Annotated in this window: 11 protein-coding genes and 2 pseudogenes; 9 read left to right on the top strand and 4 right to left on the bottom strand. The window is 62.8% G+C overall.

From position 1 onward, the window contains the following. The first annotated feature begins 101 nt into the window (after positions 1-101). From prfA to G5V57_RS04825, 3 genes are all read left to right on the top strand, one after another. Complete coding sequence (gene prfA, locus G5V57_RS04835; RefSeq protein ID WP_165173833.1) at positions 102-1,184, top strand: peptide chain release factor 1; 1,083 nt, start codon at positions 102-104, stop codon at positions 1,182-1,184. Further along, positions 1,181-2,038 carry a peptide chain release factor N(5)-glutamine methyltransferase gene (gene prmC, locus G5V57_RS04830; protein WP_165166441.1) on the top strand — a complete coding sequence of 286 codons (858 nt, stop codon included), beginning with the start codon at positions 1,181-1,183 and terminating at the stop codon, positions 2,036-2,038. Before prfA ends, prmC begins: the two co-directional genes overlap by 4 nt. A 335-nt stretch (positions 2,039-2,373) precedes the next feature. Further along, entirely contained in the window at positions 2,374-3,273 is a 900-nt protein-coding gene (locus tag G5V57_RS04825) for a DUF4167 domain-containing protein (RefSeq protein ID WP_165166440.1), read from the top strand. Positions 3,274-3,397: 124 nt separating this feature from the next. Here the strand turns inward: G5V57_RS04825 and G5V57_RS04820 are convergent, their stop codons facing one another. Beyond that, positions 3,398-4,006 carry a class I SAM-dependent methyltransferase gene (locus G5V57_RS04820; protein ID WP_165166439.1) on the bottom strand — a complete coding sequence of 203 codons (609 nt, stop codon included), beginning with the start codon at positions 4,004-4,006 and terminating at the stop codon, positions 3,398-3,400. A 124-nt stretch (positions 4,007-4,130) separates the two neighbouring features. Between G5V57_RS04820 and clpB the strand changes: the two are divergent. Further along, positions 4,131-6,729: pseudogene (clpB, locus tag G5V57_RS04815) on the top strand (ATP-dependent chaperone ClpB). Between the two features lie 283 nt (positions 6,730-7,012). Continuing rightward, positions 7,013-7,558 (top strand): annotated as a pseudogene (locus tag G5V57_RS04810) (autotransporter domain-containing protein); the annotation flags it as partial. Positions 7,559-7,708: 150 nt separating this feature from the next. Here the strand turns inward: G5V57_RS04810 and G5V57_RS04805 are convergent. Together G5V57_RS04805 and G5V57_RS04800 are read right to left on the bottom strand one after the other, a co-directional pair. Then, positions 7,709-8,551, bottom strand: coding sequence for an amino acid ABC transporter permease (locus G5V57_RS04805; protein WP_206530201.1), 843 nt, complete (start codon positions 8,549-8,551; stop codon positions 7,709-7,711). Then, entirely contained in the window at positions 8,548-9,384 is an 837-nt protein-coding gene (locus G5V57_RS04800) for a transporter substrate-binding domain-containing protein (protein ID WP_206530200.1), read from the bottom strand. Before G5V57_RS04800 ends, G5V57_RS04805 begins: the two co-directional genes overlap by 4 nt. A gap of 135 nt (positions 9,385-9,519) precedes the next feature. Here G5V57_RS04800 and G5V57_RS04795 point away from each other — a divergent pair, with 135 nt between their 5' ends. From G5V57_RS04795 to G5V57_RS04785, 3 genes are read left to right on the top strand one after another with little or no spacing between them, the layout of a single operon-like run. Continuing rightward, positions 9,520-10,668, top strand: coding sequence for a patatin-like phospholipase family protein (locus tag G5V57_RS04795; protein ID WP_165166437.1), 1,149 nt, complete (start codon positions 9,520-9,522; stop codon positions 10,666-10,668). Continuing rightward, positions 10,665-11,447: a 3-hydroxybutyrate dehydrogenase gene (locus tag G5V57_RS04790; protein WP_165166436.1), complete on the top strand. Its 783-nt coding sequence runs from the start codon at positions 10,665-10,667 to the stop codon at positions 11,445-11,447. The genes G5V57_RS04795 and G5V57_RS04790 overlap by 4 nt, the downstream gene beginning before the upstream one ends. Before the next feature lie 21 nt (positions 11,448-11,468). Further along, positions 11,469-11,858 carry a winged helix-turn-helix domain-containing protein gene (locus G5V57_RS04785; RefSeq protein WP_165166435.1) on the top strand — a complete coding sequence of 130 codons (390 nt, stop codon included), beginning with the start codon at positions 11,469-11,471 and terminating at the stop codon, positions 11,856-11,858. A 39-nt stretch (positions 11,859-11,897) separates the two neighbouring features. Here the strand turns inward: G5V57_RS04785 and arcD are convergent, their stop codons facing one another. Continuing rightward, complete coding sequence (gene arcD / locus G5V57_RS04780; RefSeq protein WP_165166434.1) at positions 11,898-13,328, bottom strand: arginine-ornithine antiporter; 1,431 nt, start codon at positions 13,326-13,328, stop codon at positions 11,898-11,900. A gap of 572 nt (positions 13,329-13,900) precedes the next feature. Here arcD and G5V57_RS04775 point away from each other — a divergent pair. After that, positions 13,901-15,433 (top strand): arylsulfatase, encoded by a 1,533-nt coding sequence (locus tag G5V57_RS04775; RefSeq protein ID WP_246737658.1) that lies wholly within the window; start codon positions 13,901-13,903, stop codon positions 15,431-15,433. The last annotated feature ends 89 nt before the right edge of the window (positions 15,434-15,522 follow it).

Raw genomic sequence — 15,522 nt, 5'->3', positions numbered from 1 at the left:
ATCGCGAAAGTCGAGCAACTTTCGCGGGAAGCGCTCTAGGAGCAAACCCTCATCGCCTAAGTCTTCAACTTTGGCGGGGTTTGCTCTACAAGCCCGGCATCATGAATGCCATTCCGCAAGCCAAGCTCGACCGCATCCAGCAGCGTTTCGCCGTCATCGAGGCGGAGCTCGCCCAGGGTGCGTCGGGTGAGACCTTCGTCAAGCTGTCCAAGGAATATGCGGAGCTGAGCCAGGTCGTGGCGGCCGCCAGGGCGCTCGGCAAAGCGCGCGCCGATCTCGCCGGCCTCGAGGAGATGATCGGGTCGGGCGACCGCGACATGGCCGAGATGGCGCAGGCCGAGAAGCCGGAGCTCGCCAAACGCATCGACCAGCTCGAGCAGCAGCTCAGGATATTGCTTTTGCCCAAGGACGCGGCGGACGAGCGCAATGTCATCCTCGAGGTCCGCGCCGGCACCGGGGGCGATGAAGCGGCAATCTTCGTCGGCGATCTCTTCCGCATGTATCAGCGCTATGCCGCGATCCAGGGCTGGCGCGTCGAGGTGATCTCGGCGAGCGAGGGTGATCACGGCGGTTACAAGGAAATCATCGCCACCATCACCGGGGCGGGCGCCTATGCGCGGCTCAAATTCGAATCGGGCGTGCACCGCGTCCAGCGGGTGCCGGAGACGGAGGCGCAAGGCCGCATCCACACCTCGGCGGCGACGGTGGCCGTGCTTCCCGAGGCCGAGGAAGTCGATATCGAGATCAACGATGCCGACCTGCGCATCGACGTCTATCGCTCCTCGGGGCCCGGCGGCCAGTCGGTCAACACCACCGACAGCGCGGTGCGCATCACCCATATTCCGACCGGTCTCGTCGTCGCCCAGCAGGATGAGAAATCGCAGCACAAGAACAAGGCGAAGGCGCTGAAGATCCTGCGCGCCAGGCTCTATGAGCGCGAGCGCCAGCGCCTCGATGCCGAGCGCTCCGCCGCACGGCGCGGCCAGATCGGCTCCGGCGACCGCTCCGAGCGCATCCGCACCTATAATTTCCCGCAAGGCCGCGTCACCGACCACCGGATCAATCTCACCCTCTACAAGCTCGACACGGTGATCGAGGGGCCGGGACTGGATGAGCTGGTCCAGGCACTGATGACGGAACATCAGGCCGAGCTCCTCGCCGCCGCCGAGGCGGATGCGGCGTGAGTGGAGATGTCGCAAGCCTGCTGAAGGCGGCGAAACGGGCGCTCGACCGCCAAGGCCATCCGACACCTGCGCTCGATGCCAGGCTGCTCCTGCAGAGAGCGACCGGCCTCAGCCATGAAGCGATGATCGCGGATCCGGATCGCCAGATCGCGGCCGCGGCGGTGGCGCGCTTTCACGAGTATCTCGACCGCCGGCGGCGCGGCGAGCCCGTCTCGCGCATTCTGGGCGAGCGCGAATTCTATGGCCGCGTCTTCACGGTCACGGCGGCGACGCTCGATCCGCGTCCCGATACCGAAACGCTAATCGAGGCGGCGCTCGCCTTCATGCCGCGCGACCGCGCCTGCCATATCATCGATCTCGGCACCGGCACCGGCGCCATCGGCATAACGCTCCTGGCCGAGCGTCCTCTGGCGCATGCCGTCATGACCGATATCTCGCTTGCAGCGCTGGCCGTCGCGCACCGGAATGCCGAAAGCCATGGGGTCGGGGGGCGGGCCAGCTTCATCGAGGGAAGCTGGTTCGCGGGAGTGGAGGGCCGCTTCGACCTAATCCTCTCGAATCCGCCCTATATACCCAGCGCGATTCTACCGACGCTGGCGGCCGAGGTGCGAGATTTTGACCCAGGGACAGCTCTCGATGGGGGCCCCGACGGCCTTGAGCCCTATCGCCGCATCGCCGCCGAAGCCGTTTCGTCCCTGGCCCCCGCGGGGCGTGTCATCGTCGAGATCGGTGAGGGGCAAGCTATTGACATAGAAGCTATTTTCAACGCCCGGGGCTTCGTGCCGGAGAGCCGGTGGAAGGATCTTGCCGGGCATGTCCGCTGCCTCGGTTTTACACAGGCCAAGGCGCGATAAAAAAGGGGTTGGAAATAGCGGGGGGGAAGGGCTACGTTGTTATTGGTATTTCGTTCTGCCCGTTGCGATTTGCGCTAGACGGCAGGTGTCGGGACGGCCCACCAGGGCACATGGTCCCTTCCACATTAAGAATAGCGCGGTTGAAATGTAACGGGTCCTGGCCAGGATACGTTCTCAGGCAGAACAAGACCTTACCTATAACCACAGGGACCGACTTGGCAGGGCTCGTTTGAGAGTCGATCGTCGATCAGAAATCATGCCGGACCGGCATGGTTTGCCTCTGCGTGTGGGAAAACCGCGGATTTAATGAATCTGAACTAAGGCATGAGCAACAAATGAGACCAGGGCAGCATAACAAGCGGGGCCGCGGCCGGAATCGTCGTCACAATGGTGGTGGCGGTGGCGGCGGTGGCGGCAATCCGCTCAATCGCGTCTATGAGAGCAATGGACCCGATGTAAAAGTGCGCGGCACCGCGCAGACCGTCGCCGACAAATATCTTCAGCTCGGACGCGACGCGCAAGTCTCCGGCGACATCGTGATGGCCGAGAGCTATTATCAGCATGCGGAGCATTATCTGCGCATCCTGGCTGCCGCCCAGGCCTATCAGCAGCAGATGCAGCCGCAGTTCCGCCGCCCCGAGGACGAGTTCGGCGACGATGATGAGATGGAGGCCGGCGCCGATGGCGACGACAGCCAGCCGGAGATCGGCAATGAGCGTCCGGCTTTCGCCCAGGATGCGGGCGAGCAGAATGACGGTTTCGATCCGGGGCCGGAGCGGCGCGACTATCAGCAGAACCACCGCGACAATCGCGACTATCAGCAGGGCCGCTCGCAGGACCAGCAGGGCCGCGACCGCAATGACCGCAATGACCGCAACCGCTTCCGCCCGCGCTGGGAAAATCGCCGGGATCAGCGGGAAGGTGGCGAGCAGGGCCGCTACAACAACCAGCAGGGCCAACCGCCGCACCAGGCAAGGCGCGAAGAGCCGCCTCAGGCTCAGGTGCAGCCTCAGGCCCAGCCGCAGCCTCAGCCGCAGCCGGTCGAGGTCGAGCAGCCGCGCCTGCCGATAGCGGAGCCCGCGCCGCCTGCCGCGGCCGCCGAGGTCAATGGCGCCGCCGAGAAGTGGGACGGTCCGCAGCCTTCTTTCTTGAAGCGTCCGACGACCCGTACCCGCAAACCACGCGCCACCGCGAAAGAGAAGGCGGCCGCCTCCTCCTCCGAGGACGCTTCGTAAGCCCGTTGGGCTTGTGTTTCGATAGCCACAGAATATTGACGAAGGCCGGCGCAACCCAAGCCCGGCCTTTGTCTTTCTTGGAACATCGCCGGCGCCCTTGCTCGAGCCCCGATGGGGAAGCCTTTCAGGCTGCGCGGTAAACAAAATAGCGCACGCTGCGCACGCCTGGCGGCAACGGCAATGCGCTTGCGTCAGGCAGCGTCAGCGGCAGGTCGGAAAGCACGATCGCCCCCGGCGCCAGGAGCGCCGGCAGGGCCGCGCTCACGACATCGGCCATTTCGCCATTGAGCGCCTCGTCATAGGTCCCGACATCGGAATTCACCAGAACGGCTTTTCCGGCGAAGCGGTGGCGGGCTTCCGGCAAGGTATCCGACAGCTTGCCGAGAATGAAATCTTCCGCCGGAGGCGTGCAATCGGGAAAGCAGTCGATCTCGCGGTCGAAGACGAAGATCTCGCGCCCCGGCAGATGCCGGCGCATATGGTCATAGGTGCGGCCATGGCCGAGGCCAAGCTCGAAGACGGGCCCGGGCTTGTCCCGGATCTCGCCGAACGCCCAGTTCAGGCTCTTGTGCTGCGCTTCGAGCCTCAGGAGAAGGCGTTCGAGCCGGGTTGGTTCATAGGCCACTGCGACATTGCGCCTTTCGTTCGATTCTCCCGCATTTTCATCGATTTCGGACAGGCGGACAAGCTTGCGGATGGGAAAATCGTTCCCATATTTCGGATGGAAAATCATCTGCCTGGAGCGGAATGCCGAGCTTGAGGGTTCTGGTCCAGGGTGGGATGATCCGATCAGCCAGTGACGGCGTTGGACGGAGTGCCAGACGGGCTCCGGAAACGTGCCGAGGAGGAGAGTACATATGGATTTTGAAAAATACACCGAGCGGGCCCGCGGTTTCATCCAGTCGGCCCAGGCGCTGGCGCTGCGCGAGGGCCATCAGCGCTTCAGCCCCGAACATCTTCTGAAGGTTCTGCTCGACGATGAGGAAGGCCTCGCCGCCGGTCTCATCGCGTCCGCCGGGGGCAACAGCCGCCAGGTGCTGGCCGAGGTCGAAGCGGCGCTCAAGCGCATGCCGAAAGTGTCGGGCGGCGGCGCCGGCCAGGTCTATCTGGCGCCCGAGACGGCGCGCGTCTTCGAGGCCGCCTCGCAGCTCGCCCAGAAGGCCGGCGACAGTTTCGTAACGGCCGAGCGCTTGCTGCAGGCTTTATCGATCGAGAAATCGGACGCCCAGAAGGCGCTGAAGGATGCCGGCGTCACGCCGCAGCACCTCAATGAGGCGATCAACGATCTGCGCAAGGGCCGCACCGCGGATTCCGCTTCCGCCGAGCAGGCCTATGACGCGCTCAAAAAGTATTCGCGTGACCTCACCGAGGCGGCGCGGGCGGGCAAGCTCGACCCCGTCATCGGGCGCGACGACGAGATCCGCCGCACCATCCAGGTGCTGTCGCGGCGGACCAAGAACAATCCCGTCCTCATCGGCGAGCCGGGCGTCGGCAAGACCGCCATCGCCGAAGGCCTCGCCTTGCGCATCGTCAATGGCGATGTGCCGGAGAGCCTCAAGGACAAGAAGCTCTTGGCGCTCGACATGGGCGCCCTCATCGCCGGCGCCAAATATCGCGGCGAATTCGAGGAGCGGCTGAAGGCGGTGCTGTCGGAAGTGACGGCGTCGGATGGCGGCATCATCCTGTTCATCGACGAGATGCACACCCTCGTCGGCGCCGGCAAGGCCGACGGCGCCATGGACGCGTCGAACCTGTTGAAGCCGGCGCTGGCGCGCGGCGAATTGCACTGCGTCGGCGCCACCACGCTCGATGAATACCGAAAGCATGTCGAAAAGGACGCCGCTCTGGCGCGGCGCTTCCAGCCGGTCTTCGTGAGCGAGCCCACCGTCGAGGACACGATCTCGATCCTGCGCGGCATCAAGGAGAAATATGAGGAGCACCACAAGGTCCGGATCACCGATTCGGCCCTGGTGGCGGCGGCTCAGCTCTCCAACCGCTACATCACCGACCGCTTCCTGCCCGACAAGGCCATCGACCTGATGGACGAAGCGGGGTCGCGCCTGCGCATGCAGGTCGATTCGAAGCCGGAAGAGCTCGACGCCCTCGACCGCGACATCATGCAGATGCAGATCGAGCGCGAGGCCCTGAAGAAGGAAACCGACCGCGCCTCCAAGGACCGGCTGGCCCGGCTCGAAAAGGAGCTGGCCGACCTTCAGGAGCGTTCGACGGCGCTGACGCAGAACTGGCAGGGCGAGAAGCAGAAGCTCGCTTCCGCAGCGACGCTCAAGAAGGAGCTCGGCGATGCCCGCACCCTTCTCGAGCAGGCGCAGCGCAAGGGCGATTTCGCCAAGGCCGGCGAGCTCGCCTACAGCACCATTCCGGGGCTCGAGAAGAAGCTGAAGGAGGTCGAGGAGCAGGCCAAGGGCAATCCCATGGTCGAGGAGGCGGTGACCGAGAACCACGTGGCGCAGGTCGTGTCGCGCTGGACCGGCATCCCGGTCGACAAGATGCTCGAAGGCGAGCGTGACAAGCTGCTCAAGATGGAAGAGGCGCTGGGCCGGCGCGTCGTCGGCCAGGCGGAGGCGGTGAAGGCCGTCTCGACGGCGGTCAGGCGCGCCCGCGCCGGTCTGCAGGATCCCAACCGTCCGATCGGTTCCTTCATGTTCCTAGGACCGACGGGCGTGGGCAAGACCGAGCTCACCAAGGCGCTCGCCACATTTTTGTTCGACGACGAGCATGCGATGGTGCGCATCGACATGTCGGAATACATGGAGAAGCACTCCGTCGCCCGCCTCATCGGCGCGCCTCCGGGCTATGTCGGTTATGACGAGGGGGGGTGCCCTCACCGAAGCGGTACGCCGCCGGCCCTATCAGGTCGTGCTGTTCGACGAGATCGAGAAGGCGCATCCCGATGTGTTCAACGTGCTGCTCCAGGTGCTGGATGACGGCCGTCTCACCGACGGCCAGGGCCGCACGGTGGATTTCCGCAATACGCTCATCGTGATGACGTCCAATCTGGGCTCGGAATATCTGGTCAGCCTCGGCGAGGACCAGGATGTCGATGAGGTACGGGACCAGGTGATGGCCGTGGTGAAGAGCCACTTCCGTCCCGAATTCCTCAACCGGCTCGACGAGATCATCCTGTTCCACCGGTTGAAGCGTCAGCATATGGGCGCCATCGTCGACATCCAGCTGGAGCGGCTGGCGAAGCTGCTTGCCGATCGCAAGATCACGGTGAAGCTCGACAAGGCGGCGCATGAGTGGCTGGCCGACAAGGGCTACGACCCGGCCTATGGCGCGCGACCCCTCAAGCGGGTGATCCAGAAGTCTCTGCAGGATCCGCTCGCCGAGGAGATACTCGCCGGCCAGGTCGCCGATGGCGATACGGTGGATGTGGGCGCCGGCAAGGACGGCCTCACCCTCAAGGCGGCGAAGTCGAAGTCCAAGGCGGCGTAAAGCTATCGGACCGAAAAGCGCAATTGGAAGCTGGTCAGGGCGGGAGTTATCCCGCCCTTTCCTTTTGCGCGCGAGCGCGGGGATGGCTTTAGAACGAATCGCATTTCTCAATACACCCTCATGCTGAGGTGCGACCCCGACTTTGAGCCGGGGGAGCCTCGAAGCATCCATCAGGATGAAGCGACCCTTCGAGGGCCGCTTCGCGGCCGCCTCAGGGTGAGGGCGGTAGGTTGAACAAAACTCCTCGTGATCGAGTTCTCCGGTCGTTGATCCTGCCGCGCTCTATGTCGACATGGTGGTCAAGGCGGACTTCCTCGACATCACCATCGATCCCGATGCGCCGGGCGCTGACGACGAGAACGCGGATGGCCTCAATCTCGGCGGCCTGATCGATGCCGGCTACAAGATCGGGGGCGGCGAAGGCCTGTTCATCGAGCCGCAGGCGGCGCTGGCGGTGCTCTACACCGACATCGACGATGCCGAGGTCTTCGGCGGCACGGTCGATTTCGACGACGAGACGAGCGTGCGCGGCCGGCTGGGCCTGAGGCTCGGCTATGACCAGACGGCGGCGAACCAGGTGGTCTATTCGTCGGACGTGACGGCCAGCGTGTGGCAGGAGTTCAACGGCGACAATGATGCGACCATCGCCACGCCCGGCTTCCCGGCCTTCGGTGTCTCGGACAATCCGGGCGAGACGGTCGGCGACATATCGCTGGGCTTCAGCGTGGCCGCACCCGAAGGCTGGTCGGGCTTCCTGCGTGGCAATTATCAGTTCTCGTACGATCTCGACGCGGTCGCCGGCAATGCCGGGGTGAGATATTCCTGGTAAGCGGAAATCGAGCGCAAACAATGGGATAAAGAGTGGTGGCGACTCCTTCTGAAGCCCGCACGCTTTGATCGTTCGCTGCTTCTCTTGATATGAGTCAGCCACTAACCCATTGAGTTGCCGTTTTTACCCTGTATGTACCCTGTATCTTGATCAGTGCCGCTCCTTGAAGCCCTTGCCATAATGGGCCTCGAGGCGGGCCTGGACGATCTCGAAGCAGATCGACAGGATCCAGTAGATCACCGCGGCGGTGGTCAGCATCTCAATATAGCGATAGGCGGTGCGCCCGAAAGACTGCGCCAGGAACATGATCTCCCACACGCCCATCACCGAGATGAGGGACGAGTCCTTGAGCATTGAGATGAACTGCGAGCCGGTCGGCGGGATCACCACCCGCATCGCCTGCGGCAGCACGATACGCCACATCACCACCCATTGATGCAGGCCCAGCGAGGCGCCGGCCTCGCGCTGGCCCTTGGGCACCGACATGATGCCGGAGCGGAAAATCTCGCTCAGGTAAGCGCCGTAATTGAGTGACAAAGCTATGATGCCGGACGGCACCGCAGCCGGCACCGGGCCCAGCTGCGGCAGGCCCAGATAGATGAGGAAGATCTGCACGAGCAGCGGCGTGCCGCGAAAGAACGACGTGTAGAAGGTCGAGATGCCGTAGAAGACCGGGTTCCGCGACAGGCGCCCCAGTGCCGAGATGAAGCCCAGTATGATCGAGGCGATGATGGCGAAGAAGCAGACGAAGAGGGTGAGTGCGGCACCCTGGAGGAAGCCGTCGCGCGTGAGCGTGAGGCCGGTGAGGAAGGGCAGCTTCTCCAGTATGAAGGAGAATTTGAGATCGAAGCTCAGGAAGAAGAAGACGAAGAGCACGAACAGCGTCGCCCAGACCGCAATCACGCGCAGCCGGAAATTCGCATCCGAGCTCTTGGGAAAAGTCGGGGCCGGGACAGTCCCAGCCCCGGCTTCAGGCAAAGGAGTTTCGCTCACTGCTTGGTCGTGATGTCGCGTCCGACCCACTTTTCGGAGATCTGCTTGAGCGTGCCGTCATCCGACATCTGCTTGAAGATCTCCTTGATCTTGGCCTGCCATTCGGGATCGCCCTTGTCGACGGAGACCCAGATCGGCTCGCCGAAGACCGGGTCGCCGACGATCTTGAACTTGTCGGGAGCATTCTTCACGCGCTCCATGGCGGTGAGGTAATTGCTGACGATCGCGTCGAGCCTTTTGCCGGTGCCGAGCGCCAGGTCCTGAAAGGCGGTGTCTTCCGAATCATAGGGCACCGGGGTCAGCTCGTTGAAGGGATAGGTCACGGCTTCCGCGCCCGGAATGTCGATGACCAGGTCCTTCATGATGTATTTCTCGTAAGTGGTGCCGGATTGCGCGCCCACTTTCTTGCCGCTGAGGTCGGCCGCCCCCTTGATCTCGTTGTTGTCGGTGTTCACCACGACGACGGCGGGCGCCGAATAATATTGCACCACGAAATCGAGCACCTCGGCGCGCTCCTTGGTGGGCGTCATCGAGCAGATGCAAATGTCCCAGCGGCCCTTCCAGTTGCCGGCGGTGATGATCTCCCAGGATGGCGTCTCGGTCTTCATGTCGACGCCGAGCCTTTTGGCGAATTCCTTGGCCACGTCGATGTCGAAGCCGATCACCTCGCCCTTGTCGTCGATATAAGAGAAAGGCGGATAGGCGCGGTCGGTCGTCTCGATCATCAGCTGGTTCTTCATGACCCCGTCGAGCACTGCGCCGGCAAAACCGGCCTGGCTCAAGGCCATGGTCGCGCCCAAAGTCAGGGCCGCGAGCGTGAAAGTCATCTTCATGATGGTCGGTCTCCCTGTGATTCCGTTTTTGTCGTGCCGTCAGATTGTCAGCAAAAGCGGCATTCGACCAGACCCTTACAACGAATTCACGCATGCTATGTTGCAATGCAACATCGAACCAAGCTAGGGTCGGCCATGGCCACGGCACCGTTGAAAGACCGGGACAATGTCATATTGGTCCTGCAAGGAGGAGGTGCGCTCGGCGCTTATCAGGCGGGCGTCTTCGAAGCGTTGAGTGAGCATGGCTTCTCGCCTGGCTGGATCGCCGGTATCTCGATCGGCGCCATCAACGGCGCGATCATCGCCGGCAATCGTCCGGAGAACCGCGTCACCCGGCTGCGTCGTTTCTGGGAGCGCGTCTCCTCGGGCGTGCTCGGCATTCCACTCGTCGGCGACGGACGGCACCGCACCTTCTTCAACGAGGCGAGCGCACTGTCGAGCCTCGCCTTCGGGGTGAAAGGCTTCTTCACGCCGCGTTTCCCGCCGCCGGTCTTCATGGCATCCGACGGGCCAGGCTCGGTCAGCTACTATTCGACGGAGCCCCTGGTCGAGACGTTGGCCGAACTTGTCGATTTCGACTATCTCAACCGCGAAGGCCCGCGCCTCAGTGTCGGCGCCGTCAATATCTCGACCGGCAATCTGAGCTTCTTCGACAAGGAAAAGGAGCCGCTCAAGCCAGAGCACGTGCTGGCCTCGGGCGCGCTGCCGCCCGGCCTGCCGCCGGTCAAAATCGGCCGCGATTATTATTGGGATGGCGGCATCGTTTCCAACACGCCCCTGCAATATGTGCTGGATGAAAGTCCGGCGCCGCAGAAGTTCATTTTTCAGGTCGATTTGTTCAGCGCCCGGGGATCGGTGCCGGAAAATCTCCTGGAGGCGGTCGAGCGCGAGAAGGAGATCCGCTATTCGAGCCGCACGCGCTTCAACACCGACATGGCGGCGAAGCGCATCGAATATCGCGCCGCCTTGGCGCGGTTGTTGCGCAAGCTGCCGCCCGAGCTTCGTGGCGATGCGGATGCGAGGCTGCTCGCCGAGATCGGCGAGGAGCCGGCGGTCATCATCGTCCATCTCATTCATCGCGGGCGAGCTTATGAGACGCAGGCGCGTGATTATGATTTTTCCCGCGTGTCGGTCGATGAGCATTGGGAGCAGGGGCGCAAGGATGTGCTGACGACGCTGGCGCATGAGCGCTGGCAGGACTGCATGCCGCCCAAGCCCGGCGTGACCGTGCTCGATCTAACCAAGAAACCTCCCTTATCCGAAAAGCATGGAGCCACCTCATGAAGCTCGACAAGAAGATCGCCATCGTCACGGGGGCCGCCAGCGGCATCGGGCTTGCCATCGCCAGACGTTATGTCGCGGAAGGCGCGGTCGTCGCCATCGCGGATCTCAAAGCCGATGCGGCCCAGGCGGCCGCTGCCGATCTGAGCAAGCAGGGACCCGGCAAGGCCGTCGGCATCGCGATGGACGTGACGAGCGAGGAGCAGGTCAATGCCGGCGTCGCCGAGGTGGTGCGGCAATTCGGCGGTGTCGATATCCTGGTCAGCAATGCCGGCATCCAGATCGTGCACCGCATCGAGGACTTCCCCTTCGCCGAATGGAAGAAGCTGATCGCCATCCATCTCGATGGCGCCTTTCTCACCGCCAAGGCTTGCCTGCCGCATATGTACAGGAAGAAGTCGGGCAGCATCATCTTCATGGGCTCGGTCCATTCGAAGGAAGCCTCGCCGCTCAAATCGGCCTATGTGGCGGCCAAGCATGGGATATTGGGGCTGGCCCGCACGCTGGCGAAGGAAGGCGGCCCCTATGGCGTGCGCAGCAATGTCATCTGCCCGGGCTTCGTGCGCACCCCTCTGGTCGAGAAGCAGATCCCCGAACAGGCCCGCGATCTCGGCATCTCCGAAGAGGAGGTGGTAAAGAAGGTGATGCTCGGCAACACGGTCGACCAGCAATTCACCACCGTAGAGGACGTCGCCGAAGTGGCTTTGATGCTGGCCGGCTTCGAGACCAGCGCGCTCACCGGGCAGTCGATCGTGGTGAGCCATGGCTGGAATATGAACTGAGATGCGCGCTAATATCGGGACATGACTTATCCCAAAGCCTCCGTGCGGATCGAATTCGGGCCTGAGCAGCGCATCGGCCCCGGCAAAGTGCGCCTGCTCGAGCTCGTGGCCGAGACAGGCTCGATCTCGGCGGCAGCGCGCGAGATGGACATGTCCTACCGGCGCGCTTGGCTCCTCATCGATGAGATGAACCATATGTTCAAGGAGCCGGTGATCGCCGCGGTGACCGGCGGCGCCCATGGCGGCGGCGCCCGCCTCACCGAAGTCGGCGAGAATCTAATCGCCGCCTATCGCGCGGTCGAGGCTGATTCGATGCAGATCCTGGCCAAGCGGCTCGGCCGGGTGCTTGGCCAGGTGGCGCGCGGCACGGGTGAAAAAGCGGAAGCGCGCGGGAAGGCCAGGAAGGCCTGACACCGGCCGAGTGTCCAGCGCAGGAAAATTCATCGTGATCTATGACCTGATGTGTCCGCTCAGCAGTCCCGCGAGGCCGATCACAGCCGCGACGATGCAGGCGCCGGCGTAGTACCTCTCGACAGAGGTGAAGGGTGGCTGCCGCTGCTCGGTGCGCGCCCACCAGAACAGAAGAATGCCCGGGGCATAGAGAATGGCCGAGAGGAGGAGATATTTGAGGCCTCCGGCATAGATGATCCAAAGGGCGTAGGCCACGGCGATGAGGCTGCGCGCCAGATCGATATGGCGCAGCCGCGGTTCCTCCCGATAGGTCTCGCCGGTCCAGGCGAGCTTTGCCGCGTAGGCCGCCGACCACAGATAGGGCAGGAGGATCATCGTGGTGGCCAGGTTGAGCAGCGTCACATAGGCCGATGACAGGAGAAGCGTCGCCAGCAGAAAGACCTGCACGAGTATGTTGGTTAGCCACAGCGCCGGCGCCGGTACGCCCCTGGCGTTCTCGCGCCCGAACAGTTGCGGCAGCGCGTGGCCGCGCGCCGCGGCCGAAAGGATCTCCGCGCATAGAAGTGTCCACGAGAGGAGGGCGCCCAGAAGCGAGATCGCCAGGCCCGCGGCGACCAGGATCGCGCCCCAGCGGCCGACGACCGATCGCAGGACTTCCGCCATCGAGGGATTGGGCAAATGCGCGAGATCGGCGCGCGACATGACGCCGAAGGACAGAACATTGACCAGGATCAGCAGGAGAAGCACGCCCAGGAACCCGGCTATGGTGGCGATGCCGACATCGGAACGTTTCTCGGCGCGGCCCGAATAGACATTGGCGCCCTCCACGCCGATGAAGACGAATACAGTGACCAGCATCATTCCGCGCACCTGGCTTGCGACGCCGCCGAGATCGGGACTTTGTGCGCCCCAGAAATCGGCGAAGAAGAGCTCGGAATCGAATGCGAAGATGGCGATAAGGATGAAGATCGCGATCGGAACGATCTTGGCCGCTGTCGCAACGGCATTGATGGCCGCCGCCTGCTCGATCCCGCGCAGGACCATGAAATGCAAGGCCCATAGAAGCAGGGAGGCGCAGATCACCGCAGCCGGCGTGTCGCCTTGACCGAAGACAGGGAAAAAGAGTCCGAGTGAACTGAAGAGCAGGACGAGAAAGGAGACATTGCCGATCCAGGCGCTCATCCAGTAGCCCCAAGCGGAGCCATGACCGATGAAGTTGCCGAATCCGGCTTGCGCGTAGGCGAAGACGCCCGCGTCGAGTTCCGGCTTGCGCAGGGCAAGACTCTGGAATATGCGCGCCAGCATAAGCATGCCGATGCCGGTGACGAGCCAGCCCAGCAGCGCGCCGCCCGGGCCGGCATGGGCGGCGATCACCTGGGGCAGCGCGAATATACCGCCGCCGATCATCGATCCGACCACGATGCCGATGAGCGAGGCGAGCTTCAGCTTCGCTGTTGCTGCCTCCGTCATGAAGTCCGCTTCATCCGAGCCAGGTGAATTTCTTTCGCGGTTCTCATGATGTGCTTCCGATCGTCCGCTGAGTGTGAGAGGCGCGCTACAAGGTCTGTCGGATCGGTGGGTCGGGATAGTTGGACCATGGCCCAATCTATCAGATCATGCCGGCATATTGGGCCAAAGGGCAATTGCGTCTCCCGTCACGCTTTGCGATCGTTCCAGCGTTCTCCTCCGAATAGCAAGGAGCGGCCCCATCCATCCGGGACTGGTTCCTTCTCCGGGCCCCGACCCTCATCCCCGTCCGGGCCAATCCCTCCCGGTCCCCGAACCGGGGCCCGGTTTTTTTCGGCTCCCCCTGAACTCCATAGTAGGCCCTTGGTCCAACTAGAATGTTTTGCCTGTTGTGGGAATGATCAGACAAACGCCCGCCATCGAGAGGATCGATGGAGCGGGTGAGTTTCTCTTTGACAGGAGGCCACGTCATGCGGAAGCAAGTGCCTGAATGCTACGCCAACGAACATCTCCCCTGCAATCTGCTAAGCCGCCTCGCCGGCGGGTTCTTCGCCGGCGCCGTCCTCGTTTCCTCGATGCTTGCGTCGTCGGCGCTGGCGCCAGTGTCGGAAGCCCAGGCCCAGGATGCCGCCAAGCCCAACATCCTCGTCATCTTCGGCGACGATATCGGCCAGACGAATATCAGCGCCTATTCCATGGGTGTCGTGGGTTACAAGACACCGAATATCGACCGGATCGCCAAGGAAGGCATGATGTTCACGGATTATTATGCCGAGAACAGCTGCACCGCCGGCCGATCGACCTTCATCACCGGACAGGTGTGCCTGCGCACCGGCCTGTGCAAGGTCGGCATACCGGGCGCGACTGTCGGCCTTCAGGCGCGCGATGTGACCATCGCCGAAGCGCTCAAGCCGCTCGGCTATGCGACCGGGCAATTCGGCAAGAACCATCTGGGTGATCGCGATGAATTCCTGCCGACCAATCATGGCTTCGATGAATTTTTCGGCAATCTCTATCATCTCAATGCGGAAGAGGAGCCGGAACGGCCCTATTACCCCAAGAATGATGCGGCGTTCGTCAAGAGCAACTCGCCACGCGGCGTGTTGCACAGCTTCGCCGACGGCAAGATCGAGGATACCGGCCCGCTGAACCGGAAACGGATGGAAACCGTTGACGATGAAACCACGGCTGCGGCCATCACCTTCATGGAAAAGCAGGCCAAGGCCGGAAAACCTTTCTTCACCTGGATGAACACGACGCGCATGCACGCCTTTACTCATGTGCGCGAATCCATGCAGGGCCAGAGCGGCATGCCGGGCAATGAATATGCCGATGGCATGATCGAGCATGATGGCGATGTCGGCAAGCTCTTGAAGGCCCTGGACGACCTGAAAATCGCCGATAATACGATCGTCGTCTACACCACCGACAACGGACCCAATCAGTGGTCATGGCCGGATGCCGCGACGACGCCATTTCGCAGCGAGAAGGACACGAACTGGGAAGGTGCTTTCCGTGTGCCGGCGATGATCCGCTGGCCCGGCAAGATCAAGGCGGGTGAGGTCTCAAACGAGATGGTCTCAGGTCTCGACTGGTTCCCGACATTGGTCGCCGCCGCCGGCGACAAGGATATCAAAGACCGCCTGCTGAAGGGCACCAAGCTTGGCGACAAGGACGCCAAGGTCCATCTCGATGGCTATAACCAGCTGCCTTATCTCACGGGCGAGCAGCCAAAGTCTGCGCGTGAAGACTTCTATTATTTCAACGACGACGGTGAGCTGGTTGCCTATCGATATAATAACTGGAAGATCGTCTTCGCGGAGCAGCGCGCCCCCGGCGGCTTCGCGGTCTGGGCCAACCCCTTCACGCCGCTGCGCGCGCCGAAGGTCTTCAATCTGCGCATGGATCCTTACGAGCGCGCGGATGTCGTCTCGGACCAGTATTATGACTGGACGGCCAAGAACGCCTATCTGATCCAGTATGGCGTGTGGCGCGTCGCGCCGTTCCTTGGGACCTTCAAGGATTATCCGCCCAGCCAGCGGCCGGCGAGCTTCAGCGTCGATCAGATGGTGGAGGCCTTGATGAAATCTCTCGACCAGAAGGAATAGAACAATATCTGCATAAGCAGTGCATCGCGAGGGACGCATCGGCAAATCCGGTGCGCCCCTCATCTCCATGACAGAAGGGTTCTCCATGG

The sequence above is a fragment of the Nordella sp. HKS 07 genome, assembly GCF_011046735.1.
Taxonomy (GTDB): Bacteria; Pseudomonadota; Alphaproteobacteria; order Rhizobiales; family Aestuariivirgaceae; genus Taklimakanibacter.
This window is presented reverse-complemented; position numbering and strand designations above follow the sequence as displayed.

What these genes read in the sequence shown, in the direction of transcription:
- G5V57_RS04820 (WP_165166439.1), bottom strand. Translation starts at nt 4,006, where the DNA reads ATGATTTTCCATCCGAAATATGGGAACGATTTTCCCATCCGCAAGCTT.
- G5V57_RS04790 (WP_165166436.1), top strand. Translation starts at nt 10,665, where the DNA reads ATGAAGCTCGACAAGAAGATCGCCATCGTCACGGGGGCCGCCAGCGGC.
- G5V57_RS04775 (WP_246737658.1), top strand. Translation starts at nt 13,901, where the DNA reads ATGCTTGCGTCGTCGGCGCTGGCGCCAGTGTCGGAAGCCCAGGCCCAG.
- G5V57_RS04795 (WP_165166437.1), top strand. Translation starts at nt 9,520, where the DNA reads ATGGCCACGGCACCGTTGAAAGACCGGGACAATGTCATATTGGTCCTG.
- arcD (WP_165166434.1), bottom strand. Translation starts at nt 13,328, where the DNA reads ATGACGGAGGCAGCAACAGCGAAGCTGAAGCTCGCCTCGCTCATCGGC.
- G5V57_RS04785 (WP_165166435.1), top strand. Translation starts at nt 11,469, where the DNA reads ATGACTTATCCCAAAGCCTCCGTGCGGATCGAATTCGGGCCTGAGCAG.
- prfA (WP_165173833.1), top strand. Translation starts at nt 102, where the DNA reads ATGAATGCCATTCCGCAAGCCAAGCTCGACCGCATCCAGCAGCGTTTC.
- G5V57_RS04800 (WP_206530200.1), bottom strand. Translation starts at nt 9,384, where the DNA reads ATGAAGATGACTTTCACGCTCGCGGCCCTGACTTTGGGCGCGACCATG.
- G5V57_RS04825 (WP_165166440.1), top strand. Translation starts at nt 2,374, where the DNA reads ATGAGACCAGGGCAGCATAACAAGCGGGGCCGCGGCCGGAATCGTCGT.